This window comes from Microbacterium kunmingense (assembly GCF_023155745.1).
Classification (GTDB): Bacteria; Actinomycetota; Actinomycetes; order Actinomycetales; family Microbacteriaceae; genus Microbacterium; species Microbacterium kunmingense.
In genome coordinates, this window is sequence record NZ_JAKNUS010000010.1 from 14,115 (window position 1) to 26,665 (window position 12,551).

General features: G+C 69.4%; 10 protein-coding genes. 4 read left to right on the plus strand and 6 right to left on the minus strand.

Annotation, left to right across the window (positions count from 1 at the left end; translation table 11 throughout):
* Positions 1-4: 4 nt before the first annotated feature.
* From sufC to sufB, 4 genes are read right to left on the minus strand one after another with little or no spacing between them, the layout of a single operon-like run.
* A complete protein-coding gene (gene sufC, locus MA875_RS13755) occupies positions 5-775 on the minus strand; it encodes a Fe-S cluster assembly ATPase SufC (RefSeq protein WP_248242834.1) in 771 nt (256 codons plus the stop codon).
* Positions 775-1,101, minus strand: a complete 327-nt coding sequence (locus MA875_RS13760) for a non-heme iron oxygenase ferredoxin subunit (RefSeq protein WP_248242835.1) — start codon at positions 1,099-1,101, stop codon at positions 775-777. The genes sufC and MA875_RS13760 overlap by 1 nt, the downstream gene beginning before the upstream one ends.
* Entirely contained in the window at positions 1,098-2,285 is a 1,188-nt protein-coding gene (gene sufD, locus MA875_RS13765; RefSeq protein ID WP_248242836.1) for a Fe-S cluster assembly protein SufD, read from the minus strand. The genes MA875_RS13760 and sufD overlap by 4 nt, the downstream gene beginning before the upstream one ends.
* Positions 2,286-3,704 (minus strand): Fe-S cluster assembly protein SufB, encoded by a 1,419-nt coding sequence (sufB, locus tag MA875_RS13770; protein ID WP_248242837.1) that lies wholly within the window; start codon positions 3,702-3,704, stop codon positions 2,286-2,288. It abuts the gene before it with no gap.
* 242 nt (positions 3,705-3,946) lie between these two features.
* Between sufB and MA875_RS13775 the strand changes: the two genes are divergently transcribed.
* Positions 3,947-5,095 (plus strand): COX15/CtaA family protein, encoded by a 1,149-nt coding sequence (locus MA875_RS13775; RefSeq protein WP_248242838.1) that lies wholly within the window; start codon positions 3,947-3,949, stop codon positions 5,093-5,095.
* Positions 5,096-5,276: 181 nt separating this feature from the next.
* On the opposite strand, the gene MA875_RS13780 is transcribed toward MA875_RS13775, so the two are convergent.
* Positions 5,277-6,131: a DUF559 domain-containing protein gene (locus MA875_RS13780; protein ID WP_248242839.1), complete on the minus strand. Its 855-nt coding sequence runs from the start codon at positions 6,129-6,131 to the stop codon at positions 5,277-5,279.
* Between the two features lie 328 nt (positions 6,132-6,459).
* On the minus strand, positions 6,460-7,386 hold the full coding sequence (locus MA875_RS13785) for a heme o synthase (protein ID WP_248242840.1): 927 nt from the start codon (positions 7,384-7,386) through the stop codon (positions 6,460-6,462).
* A gap of 256 nt (positions 7,387-7,642) precedes the next feature.
* Here MA875_RS13785 and tkt point away from each other — a divergent pair, with 256 nt between their 5' ends.
* From tkt to MA875_RS13800, 3 genes are read left to right on the plus strand one after another with little or no spacing between them, the layout of a single operon-like run.
* Positions 7,643-9,748 (plus strand): transketolase, encoded by a 2,106-nt coding sequence (gene tkt, locus MA875_RS13790; RefSeq protein ID WP_248242841.1) that lies wholly within the window; start codon positions 7,643-7,645, stop codon positions 9,746-9,748.
* 50 nt (positions 9,749-9,798) lie between these two features.
* On the plus strand, positions 9,799-10,929 hold the full coding sequence (gene tal / locus MA875_RS13795) for a transaldolase (protein WP_248242842.1): 1,131 nt from the start codon (positions 9,799-9,801) through the stop codon (positions 10,927-10,929).
* Entirely contained in the window at positions 10,926-12,548 is a 1,623-nt protein-coding gene (locus tag MA875_RS13800; RefSeq protein ID WP_248242843.1) for a phosphoglucose isomerase-related protein, read from the plus strand. The genes tal and MA875_RS13800 overlap by 4 nt, the downstream gene beginning before the upstream one ends.
* The last annotated feature ends 3 nt before the right edge of the window (positions 12,549-12,551 follow it).

The window sequence follows — 12,551 nt, forward strand, 5'->3', positions numbered from 1 at the left end:
CATTTCAGGCGTCGACCGGCGTCTCGTCGCCGATGAAGCGGTCGTAACCCTCTTCCTCGAGCCGCTCCGCCAGCTCGGGGCCGCCCTCTTCCGCGATGCGGCCGTTGACCATCACGTGGACGAAGTCGGGACGGATGTAGCGGAGGATGCGGGTGTAGTGCGTGATGAGGAGGACACCCAGGTCGGTCTCCTCCTTGGCACGGTTGACACCCTCCGAGACGATCTTCAGCGCGTCGACATCCAGACCGGAGTCGGTCTCGTCGAGCACGGCGATCTGGGGCTTGAGCAGTTCGAGCTGAAGGATCTCGTGGCGCTTCTTCTCGCCGCCCGAGAATCCCTCGTTGACGTTGCGCTGGGCGAACTTGGGATCGATGCGGAGATTCTTCATCGACGCCTTGACGTCCTTGGTCCAGGTCCGGATCGCGGGTGCCTCACCGTCGATCGCGGTCTTGGCGGTGCGCAGGAAGTTGGTCACCGTGACGCCGGGGATCTCCACCGGGTACTGCATGGCGAGGAAGAGCCCGGCGCGGGCGCGCTCGTCGACCGACATCTCCAGCACGTCCTCCCCGTCGAGGGTGATCGAGCCGCTGGTCACGGTGTACTTCGGGTGCCCGGCGATGGTGTACGCCAGCGTCGACTTGCCGGAGCCGTTGGGCCCCATGATCGCGTGGGTCTCGCCGGTGCGCACGGTCAGGGTCACGCCGTTGAGGATCGGGGTCGTCCCGGCGTCGGTCTCGACCGTGACATGGAGGTCGCGGATCTCGAGCACAGTCATCAGATGTCCTTCTTCACATTCGGGTCGATGAGCACGTCGTCGCCGTCGATGGTCACTTCGAAGACCGGGACGGGTTCGTACGCGGGGAGGTTCAGGGGTTTTCCGGTGCGCAGCGAGAAGGCGGAGCCGTGGGCCCAGCACTCCAGCGTGTCACCGTCGACGAACCCCTCGGCGAGCGAGATGTCGCCGTGCGTGCAGGTGTCGCCGATGGCGTGCACCTCGCCGGCGGCGTCGAGGACGACGGCGATCGCGACGCCGTCCACCTCCACGCGCAGGGCGGTGTCCTGCTCGAGGTCGCTGAGGGCACAGACGCGGGTCGCGCTCACGCCGCCGCTCCTTCCTCGAGCTCGCGCTCGATGGCCTGGATGAGTTCGTCCTCCAGCGCGGGGATGCCGATGCGCTGAACGATCTCACCGAGGAATCCGAGCACGACGAGCCGCCGCGCCTCGGCCTCGGGGATGCCCCGGGCCTGGAGGTAGAACAGCTGCTCGTCGTCGAAGCGTCCGGTGGCGCTGGCGTGGCCGGCCCCCGCGATGTCGCCGGTCTCGATCTCGAGGTTCGGGATCGAATCGGCGCGGGCACCGTCGGTGAGGACCAGGTTGCGGTTGGCCTCGTACGAGTCGGTGCCGACGGCGTCGCGGCCGATGAGCACATCGCCGATCCAGACGCTCCGGGCGCTCTCCCCCTGGAGTGCGCCCTTGTAGAGCACGTCGCCGACGGTGTGCGGGCCCTTGTGGTGCAGGTACACCTGGCTCTCGAGGTGCTGCCCCGAGTCCGAGAACGACACGCCGTAGAGCTGGGCGCGCGAACCCGCACCGGCCAGTTCGACCGAGGGGTTGACCCGCACCACCGAGCCGCCGAGGCTCACCACGACGTGCGTGAGCGACGCGTCGCGATCGACTCGGGCCTGGTGCGACGCCGCGTGCACCGCGTCGTCGTCCCAGCGCTGGACCGACACCACGGTGAGGGCAGCGCCGTCGCGCACGATGATCTCGACGTTCTGCGCGAGGAGCGCCGGCCCGGCGTGACGGAGCAGGACGGTGCCGCGGGCGTTGGCCTCCGCCTCGATGACGAGGTGGGCGTACGCGGCCGACCCGTCAGCGGCGACATCGACCACCACCGGCTCGGACAGCTCGACATCGGAGCGGAGTCGGATGCGCGTCGCGTCGGGTGTGCGCTCCCATGCCAGCGCCGCCGGGTAGTCCTCGGGGGTGAACACCTCGCCGCGCGGAGCGGTGCCGACGGCGAGCGTGTCGACACTCGCGTCGCCGCCTTCGACGGTGACGTCCGCCGACCGAGCACCGGCGGCATCCGTCTCCCACAGCGGCGCGAGACGGTCGATCGGCGTGTGCTTCCAGTTGACCTCCCGCCCCGTGGGGACGCCGAAGTCGGCGGACCGGTAGGACTGGGGGCGCTCGGACCGGGTCTGGATGGGAACGAGGCCCCATCCCCCGTCCGTGTGCGCTGTGGATCCCGGCACCACGGCGGGTGCCTGCGTGGTGGAGCTCATTCAGCCGACGCTGCCTTCCATGCCCATCTCGATGAGCTTGTTCAGTTCCATCGCGTACTCCATCGGCAGCTCGCGCGCGATCGGCTCGATGAAGCCGCGCACGATCATGGCCATCGCCTCGTCCTCGGGGAGCCCGCGGCTCATGAGGTAGAACAGCTGCTCCTCGCTGACCTTGGACACCGTCGCCTCGTGACCGAGCTGGACGTCGTCGACGCGGATGTCGATCGCCGGGTAGGTGTCCGACCGCGAGATCGTGTCGACCAGCAGCGCATCGCAGCGCACCGTGTTGGCGGAGTGGTGCGCGTTGGCGTCCACCCGCACTTCGCCGCGGTACCCGGCACGGCCGCCGCCGCGTGCGATCGACTTCGACACGATCGACGACTGGGTGTAGGGCGCCATGTGGATCATCTTCGCGCCGGCGTCCTGGTGCTGGCCGGGGCCGGCGAAGGCGACCGAGAGCGTCTCGCCCTTGGCGTGCTCGCCGACGAGGAAGATCGACGGGTACTTCATCGTCACCTTCGAGCCGATGTTGCCGTCGACCCATTCCATCGTCGCGCCCTCGTGGGCGACCGCCCGCTTGGTGACGAGGTTGTAGACGTTGTTCGACCAGTTCTGGATCGTGGTGTAGCGCACGCGGGCGTTCTTCTTCACGATGATCTCGACCACGGCCGAGTGCAGCGAGTCGCTCTTGTAGATCGGCGCGGTGCAGCCCTCGATGTAGTGGACGTACGAGCCCTCGTCGGCGATGATGAGCGTCCGCTCGAACTGGCCCATGTTCTCGGTGTTGATGCGGAAGTAGGCCTGGAGCGGGATGTCGACGTGCACGCCCTTGGGGACGTAGACGAACGATCCGCCCGACCACACCGCCGTGTTCAGCGCCGCGAACTTGTTGTCACCGGCGGGGATGACCGTGCCGAAGTACTCCTCGAAGAACTCGGGGTGCTCCTTGAGCGCGGTGTCGGTGTCCATGAAGATGACGCCCTGCCGCTCCAGATCCTCCTGGATCTGGTGGTAGACGACCTCGGACTCGTACTGCGCCGCGACACCGGCGACCAGACGCGCACGCTCCGCCTCCGGGATGCCCAGCCGCTCGTAGGTGTTCTTGATGTCCTCGGGGAGGTCCTCCCAGGACTGCGCCTGCTTCTCGGTGGAGCGGACGAAGTACTTGATGTTGTCGAAATCGATCTCCGACAGGTCGGCGCCCCACGTGGGCATCGGCTTGCGTCCGAACAGCTGGAACCCCTTCAGACGGTTCTTCAGCATCCATTCGGGTTCGCTCTTCATCGCGGAGATGTCGCGCACCACCGCCTCGCTGATTCCACGCTTCGCGCTGGCTCCGGCAGCGTCGGTGTCGTGCCATCCGAATTCGTACACCCCCAGGCCTTCGAGCTCCGGGCGATCGATCAGTACATCTGACATCGTCACACTCTCCTCTAGGGGCCCCAACGGATGTCTCCGCTCCGGCATTCCCGCTCCCTCGGGGAGAAAACGGGAGGGGATGCCGCGGGTCGGGCCCGCTCCGGGCGCCGCGTCGGACGCCTAAACTGTTCAGAAGGGGTTGCGCCCGAAGGCGCGCGACCGAACCCCTCGATTCTACAGGTTCCGCCTTCCCTCCGGCCCGCGCCGGCAGCCCGGGCGGCATCCGACCCAGGAGGTCCGCCATGTCCGCGCCCGCGCCCGAGTCGATTCGTCCGCGCCGGCTGCCGGGTCGGATCAGCCGTCCGCTGCGCGTGTTCGCGTGGCTGTCCTTCATCGCCGAAGTCCTCATCATCGGCACCGGCGGGGCCGTCCGGCTGACCGGGTCGGGCCTCGGTTGCCCCACCTGGCCCCGGTGCACCGCCGAATCGATCGTCCCGACCCCCGAGATGGGGATCCACGGCGTGATCGAGTTCGGGAACCGGACGCTGACGGGTGTGGTGGGGATCCTCGCGCTGGCCGTCGTGATCCTCATCGTGCTCCACACGGGCGGTCGCCGGGCTCTGGTGCCGACCCTGTGGTTCGCTGCCGGCGGAATCGCGGGAGCGGGAGCCGCCGTCGCGCTCGGCATCGCTCTCGACATCCCGGCAGGCCCTCTCGCCAACGGCGTCCTGCTCGCGGCGGTGATCACCGCCGCGGTCCGATCCGTCCGCACGACGCCCGCGCGCCGCGACCTCGTGCTCCTCGCCTGGCTGGTGCTGATCGGGGTGGTCGCCCAGGCGCTCGTCGGAGGCATCACCGTGCTCACCGGCTTGAACCCGTTCATCGTGGGATTCCACTACGTCGTCTCGGTCGTGCTGGTGTGCGTCACCGCCGCCTTCCTCGTGCGGATGAACCGCCCCGAGCACCCCCGCGAGTCCGCGGTGCCCTCGGGGTTGCGGTGGACGGCTCGGGGCGCCGTCGCCGCCCTCGTCGTGACGATCGTCTTCGGCATCCTGACCACCGGGGCGGGGCCGCACTCGGGCGACGCCGACGCCGGCCGGAGCGGGTTCGACGCCGAGCTGCTCGAGCACATCCACGCCTGGCCGAGCTACGCGCTGTTCGCTCTCACCGTGGCCCTCGTCATCGGCGCGTGGCGGCAGCGCGACCGCACCCCGCTGCTCGCACGGTGGAGCATCGTCCTGCTCGCGGCGGAACTGGTCCAGATCGCGGTCGGTTTGTTCCAGGCCCGCAACGGTCTGCCGATCCTGGCGGTGGGCATCCACATGGTCCTCGCGGCGCTCACCGCGGCGGCCATGACCGCCGTCGTGCTGCACCTGTCCCGGCCCGCGGCCGGCCCCGTGCCGGCCGACGCGCGTGACGTGTCCGACGACCGCGCCGGCGTCGGCGCCTGAGGCACGCTCCCGCTTGCTCGCGGGTTCGAGGGCGCAGCGCTGTCAGCCGAGCGCCGCGCGTCGCCGGTGGTGCGCCGCTCCGCGGCATCCTTCTCACTAGCGACCCCCTGCGGTGCACGGAGATCGGTCTTGACACGGTCGGATGCGTGTCAAAACTCCGTCGGAGAATCGAATTTCCGTGTCAGCGAGCGAGATGCAGTCCCTGGGCGACCGCATCGAGAATTCGTCGCTGAACAGCGGGCCATTCCTCGACGACTTCAACGTAGCCCACCCGGATGACGTGGTAACCGAGGAGCATCAGCTCGGCGTCGTGAGCGTTGTCCCGAGCGCGTTGCGCGCCGACGTGGTGACCGCCGTCGATCTGGACGACGAGGCGGTCGCCGATGAGGAAATCGACGGGCTTGCCCGCCAGCCAGACCTGTGGGGTGATCGCGACCGGGAGCCAGCGCAACCGCACGATGAAGATCGTCTCCAAGCCCGAGTCGGAGAAGGGCCGAGCGAGGGCGAGCAGGCCTCGCGCGGCGGGTGGAAGGTTCATCCGGCCCAGAACCGTCGCATCGATCATCCCCTTCCGGAAGGCGGACTCCCATATGGCGAGCGCCTCCTCGCGGGGAAGACATGACGCAGCGAGGACGAGGGCGTTCGGAACGGGGTCCACGAGGTCGTCCGGGTGCCGCGGAACCAGCGGCTTCGCCCAGTGCACCGTGACGCGATCGGGCCGTGCGCCCGTGGCATGGGGCGGGCACGCGACATGCGCGCGTTCCTCGGCGAGGACCCAGAGGCCGTGGCGTCGCGCCGACGTCACGCAAGTCAGAACGACGCCCCATCGGGCTGCGGCGGTCAGCTCCGCGTCGGCGCCGGGCGTCGCGACCCATCCTCGACGAAGGGGAAGCAGCAGACCCGATTCCCGCGCCGTGACCAGTGTGTGCCGGCTCACCCCCTCCTGTATCAGCCGCGCGGTCCGCACGACGCCGCCGTGGGCGAGGGCTGTCCGCTTGAGCTGATCGAGCTGCTGCGCCGTCTTCGATGTGATCACGCGTCGATCCTCGCTGCCGACCCACGGTTGCACGGATGCGGGCGGCAGATCTGGGGAGGACTTCACGAGGTCGGCGGCTGGGGAGGAGAGGTTGACGACCTCGCAGACTCGGCGATCGGCCCACGCACGGTCCGAGAATCGCGAAGAGACCGCGGCAAGACGGATTCTCCGCGCGGAGCGTCCTGAGGACGGGGAGCTGGAGCCGGGCCGGGCGGGGCTGGAGCGGGAGCGGGCGCGCCGGACCGCGGCACGGACAACCCCGCGCGAGCGCGCCACTCAGCGGCGGCGACGCGAGCCCGGACTCACAGGAGGTGAGGCGTCCGCGGACTCAGAAGGGAAGCAGCGGGTCGACCGCGATGGCGACGAACAGGAGCGTCAAGTATGAGATCGAGGCGTGGAAGACCCGCATCGGGCGCGGCTCGGTGCCGCGCACCGCGCGGTTGTACAGACGGTGCGACTCGTAGATGAACCAGCCGCCGAACACCACGGCCGAGACGGTGTAGACCAGCCCCATGCCGGCGACGGGGATGAGCAGCAGCGAGCAGGCCACGGTCGCCCAGGCGTAGAGGATGACCTGGAGTCCGACCTGCGAGCCGGTGCGGGTGGCACCGAGCATCGGCACATCGACCTCGGCGTAGTCGCCCCGGTACTTCATCGACAGCGGCCAGTAGTGGGGCGGGGTCCACAGGAACACCAGGAGAAACAGCACGAACGGCGTCCACGACAGCGACCCGGTCACCGCGGTCCAGCCGATCAGCACCGGGAAGCACCCGGCGATGCCGCCCCAGACGATGTTCTGCTCGGTGCGGCGCTTGAGGATCATCGTGTAGATCACGACGTAGAAGAAGATCGCGCCCGCCGACAGCCCCGCGGCGAGCGGGTTGGTGGTCAGCAGGAGCCAGAGAGTGGATGCCACGGCGAGCGTCCAGGCGAACACCAGCGCGCCGCGCGGGGTGACCTCGCCCGTCACGAGGGGGCGGTTCTCGGTGCGCTGCATGTGCGCGTCGATGTCGCGGTCGAGGTACATGTTGAACGCCGCGGCCGATCCGGCGCTCAGGGATCCGCCGATCACGGTCGCCAGCACCAGCCAGAGATTCGGCAGACCGTTCTGCGCGAGGATCATCACGGGCACCGTGGTCACCAGCAGCAGCTCGAGCACCCGCGGCTTGGTCAGCGCGATGTACGCGCGGACGGTACGACCCGGAGACGGGCGGTGGCGCGCGATCGCGCCACCGGCGGCCGTTGAGATGTCCATCGTCCCCCGTTGCGAGCCTCGAGAAAGTCCCCCTCGAGTCTAGGTCATGGTGCGCGGGCTCCGTCCTGCGCGACGCGGTAGCGCGAACAACCGCGGATGTCAACGCCTCGTCACGACCTGTCACAGTCGCTCGCCCGGATCTGCCGCTTCGCTATGCTGAAGCCACACGCGCGCCCCGCGCCCAATCCCCTGAACCTCACCGGTCTCCGCCGTGGATTGCCTGGCGTCGGGACGCACCCTCGAGAAAGGCGGCCCGGTGTCCGAACTGCGGTGGGAAGAGATCGATCGACGCGCGGTGGACACCGCCCGAGTCCTGGCAGCGGACGCCGTGGAGAAGGTCGGCAACGGTCATCCCGGAACCGCCATGAGCCTGGCACCGGCGGCGTACCTGCTCTACCAGCGGGTGATGAACCACGATCCGGCCGACACGCACTGGCCGGGCCGGGATCGCTTCATCCTCTCCGCCGGCCACAGCTCGCTGACGCAGTACGTGCAGCTGTACCTGGGTGGCTTCGGCCTCGAGCTGGATGATCTCAAGGCGCTGCGCACCTGGGGGTCCAAGACTCCCGGCCACCCCGAGTTCGGTCACACGGACGGCGTGGAGATCACCACCGGCCCCCTCGGGCAGGGCCTTGCGTCCTCGGTCGGGTTCGCGTACGCGCAGCGCTTCGAGCGCGGGCTGTTCGACCCCGAGACCCCCGCGGGCGAGTCCCCCTTCGACCACCACATCTATGTGATCGCCTCCGACGGTGACCTGCAGGAGGGCGTCACGTCCGAGGCCTCGTCGCTGGCGGGGCACCAGAACCTCGGCAATCTCGTCGTAATCTACGACTCCAACCAGATCTCGATCGAGGACGACACCAACGTCGCCTTCACCGAAGATGTCGCGCGGCGCTACGAGTCGTACGGATGGCACGTGCAGACCGTGGACTGGAAGAAGACCGGCGAGTACGTCGAGGATGCCGCCGAGCTCCACGATGCGATCGAGAAGGCCAAGGGCGAGACCGAGCGCCCCTCGATCATCATCCTGAAGACGATCATCGGCTGGCCCTCCCCCGGCAAGCAGAACACCGGCAAGATCCACGGGTCCGCCCTGGGCGCCGACGAGCTGCGCGCCACCAAGGAGGTCCTCGGCTGGAACCCCGACGAGACCTTCGTCGTGCCCGACGACGTCCTCGCCCACACGCGCTCGCTCCGCGACCGCGGCGCCGCGGCGCACGCGGCCTGGCAGGAGAAGTTCGACGCATGGGCCGCAGCGAACCCCGAGCGCAAGGCCCTCTGGGACCGGGTGCAGACACGAGAGCTCCCCGCCGACATCCGCGAGGCGCTTCCGGTCTTCGCCGCGGGCAAGGACGTCTCGACGCGCGCCGCGTCTGGTCAGGTCATCAATGCCCTCGCCGGACGACTGCCCGAGCTGTGGGGCGGCTCGGCTGACCTCGCCGAATCGAATCTGACGACGATCAAGGACGCCAAGTCCTTCATCCCCGAGGTGTGGTCCACACACGAATGGTCGGGGGACCCGTACGGCCGCGTGCTGCACTTCGGCATCCGCGAGCATGCCATGGGCGCGATCATCAACGGCATCGTGCTGCACGGTCCGACCCGCGCCTTCGGCGGCACGTTCCTCATCTTCAGCGACTACATGCGCCCGTCGGTGCGGCTGGCGGCGCTGATGAACATCCCGTCGCTGTTCGTGTGGACCCACGACTCGGTCGCGCTCGGCGAGGACGGCCCCACGCACCAGCCGATCGAGCAGCTGGCCGCGCTTCGCGCCATCCCGAACTTCACCCTGGTGCGTCCGGCCGACGCCAACGAGACCGCGGTGGTGTGGCTGGAGCTCCTGCGCCGTCACGCCGGTCCCGCCGGGCTCGCGCTCACCCGTCAGAACATCCCGGTGTTCGAGCGCGGTGAGGGCGAGGCCTCCGGTGACACCCTGGCCTCCGCCGACGGCGCTGCGCGCGGCGCCTACGTCCTCGCCGACGCTCCCGACGGCCGGCCCGACGTCATCCTCATCGCCACCGGGTCCGAAGTGCAGCTGGCCGTCGCCGCGCGCGAGACGCTGAAGGGCGAGGGCGTGAACGCCCGTGTCGTGTCCGCGCCGTCGCTGGAATGGTTCGCCGAGCAGGACGAGGCCTACCGCGAGTCCGTCCTCCCCTCCGCCGTGACCGCCCGGGTCTCGGTCGAGGCGGGGATCGCGCTGTCGTGGCGCGGCATCGTCGGCGACCACGGGCGCTCGGTGTCGATCGAGCACTTCGGCGCGTCCGCCGACTACAAGACGCTGTTCGAGAAGTTCGGCATCACCGCCGAGGCCGTCGTCGAGGCGGCCCACGAGACCATCGCCGCCACCACGGCCGGCAACTGACGACACCGAGCCACCGCGCTCTTGAGCCACCGAGGCACTGAGGAGATCCGATGACCACCCCCACCGCACGTCTTGTCGAAGAGGGCGTCAGCATCTGGCTGGACGACCTGTCCCGTCAGCGCATCGAGTCCGGCAACCTGGCCGGCCTGATCGAGAGCCGCAACATCAGCGGCGTCACCACCAATCCGACGATCTTCGCCGGTGCCCTGGCCAAGGGCGAGGACTACGAGGCCCAGGTCACCACCCTGTCGGCGGAGGGTGCCGACGTCGACCGCACGATCTTCGAGATCACCACCGATGACGTCCGGTCGGCCGCCGACATCCTGCGGCCCGTCTTCGACGCCACCGACGGGGTCGACGGGCGTGTCTCGATCGAGGTCTCCCCCGACCTCGCGCACGACACCGCCGCGACGGTCGCCGAGGCCAAGAAGCTGTGGACGCGCGTCGACCGTCCGAACGTCCACATCAAGATCCCGGCGACGCTGGCAGGTCTTCCCGCGATCACCGAGGTGCTCGCGGAGGGGATTTCGGTCAACGTGACGCTGATCTTCAGCCTGGAGCGGTACGCGGCGGTCATCGACGCGTACCTCACGGGCATCGAGAGGGCGCGGGAAGCCGGGCATGACATCTCGGCGATCCACTCGGTGGCGTCGTTCTTCGTCTCCCGCGTGGACACCGAGGTCGACAAGCGCCTCGAGGCCACCGGCACCGACGAGGCTCGGGCCCTGAAGTCCCGCGCCGGCGTGGCCAACGCGCGGCTCGCCTACGAGCTGTACGAGCGGGAGTTCGCCACCGATCGCGCCAAGGCGCTGGTCGACGCCGGAGCCCGCGTCCAGCGTCCGCTGTGGGCGTCCACGGGTGTCAAGGACCCGGCGCTTCCCGACACGCTCTACGTGACCGAGCTCGTCGCGCCCGGCACCGTCAACACGATGCCGGAGAAGACGCTCGAGGCGACGTTCGACCACGGCGAGGTGACCGGCGACACCGTCACCGGCAACTACGCCGACGCGCACGCCGTCTTCGACCAGCTGAAGGCGGTCGGAGTCGACTTCGACGACGTCACCGACGTGCTTGAGAAGGAGGGTGTGGAGAAGTTCATCGCCTCGTGGCACGAGCTGCAGGCGACGGTCGCCGCGGCGCTGGAAGCAGCCCCCGCCAGCGTCGAGGAGGCGGCCCAGTGAGCTTCGACATCCACGTCTCGGGGCGGGTGAAGTCCGTCGTCGACGAGACGCTCCCGGGCCTCGTCGCCAGCCTCGTGGCGTCGGGGATCACCGCCGGGGATGCGTCGCTGTGGGGTCCGGATGCCGAGTCCGAGGCCTCCAAGCGCCTCGGCTGGGTGCAGGCCGTATCGGTCTCGCGTCCGCTCGTCGGCGAGATCGTGGCGCTCCACGACGAGCTGCGCGCGCGAGGTGTCACCCGGGTCGTCCTCGCCGGGATGGGCGGATCTTCCCTTGCACCCGAGGTGATCGCGCAGACCGCGGGCGTGCCCCTGGTGATCCTCGACTCCACCGCTCCCGGGCAGGTTCTCGCCGCGATCGACGGCGACAGCGAGGCCGGAGGTCTCGCTCAGACCGTGCTGGTGGTGTCATCGAAGTCGGGATCGACCGTGGAGACCGACTCCGCCAAGCGCACCTTCGAAGCGGCCTTCCGCGATCTCGGGATCGACCCGACCGAGCGGATCGTCATCGTCACCGACCCCGGCTCGCCCCTGGATCAGTCCGGCCGCGCCGACGGCTACCGCGTCTTCAACGCCGACCCCGAGGTCGGCGGTCGGTATTCTGCGCTCACCGCTTTCGGGCTGGTGCCCGCCGGGCTCGCCGGCGTCGACATCGGCGAGCTGCTCGACGAGGCCGAAGCCACCCTCCTCGAAGTCGCCGTCGACAGTCCGGAGAACCCGGCGCTGGTTCTCGCGGCTGCCATCGCCGGCGGCACCCCGCGGCGGGACAAGCTGGGCCTCGTCACCGACGGCACGCACATCGTCGGGCTTCCCGACTGGATCGAGCAGCTGATCGCCGAGTCGACCGGGAAGCAGGGCACGGGCATCCTGCCCGTCGTCCTCCTCCCGGTCTCCCCCGAGCTCGACTCGCGGCCGGACGACCTCCAGATCGTGCGCCTCGTGGACGAAGCCGCTGCGTTCCACCTCCGGGAACGTCACGAGGGCGAGATCCTCGTTAGCGGGTCTCTGGGCGCGCAGTTCATGGTGTGGGAGTACGCCACGGCGATCGCGGGCCGGATGCTCGGGATCAACCCTTTCGACCAGCCCGACGTGGAGTCGGCCAAGACTGCCGCCCGCGGGCTGCTGGATGCTCGGCCCGAGCCCTCCGAGCCGGCGTTCACCGTCGACGGAGTGGAGGTGCGGGTCTCCGATCCCGCCCTCGCGACCTCCGGAACCGTCGCCGGCGTGCTCGATGCCCTGTGGGCACAGCTGCCGGCCGACGGCTACGTCTCCATCCAGGCATACGTCAATCGGCTCGACCTGCCGCAGCTCCAGGGCCTGCGCGAGCTCGTCGCCGCCGACTCGGGTCGCCCCACCACCTTCGGGTGGGGCCCGCGGTTCCTGCACTCCACGGGTCAGTACCACAAGGGCGGCCCGGCCACGGGCGTGTACCTGCAGATCCTCGAGCAGACCGACGTCGACCTCGAGATCCCCGGTCGCCCCTTCACGTTCGGCCAGCTGATCCAGGCTCAGGCCGCCGGTGACGCGAGCGTTCTGGCGGATGGCCACGGCCGCCCGGTCGTGACGCTGACCTTGACCGATCCGCAGGCCGAGGTCCTCTCCCTGTTCGAAGCCGCTCAGTAGGAC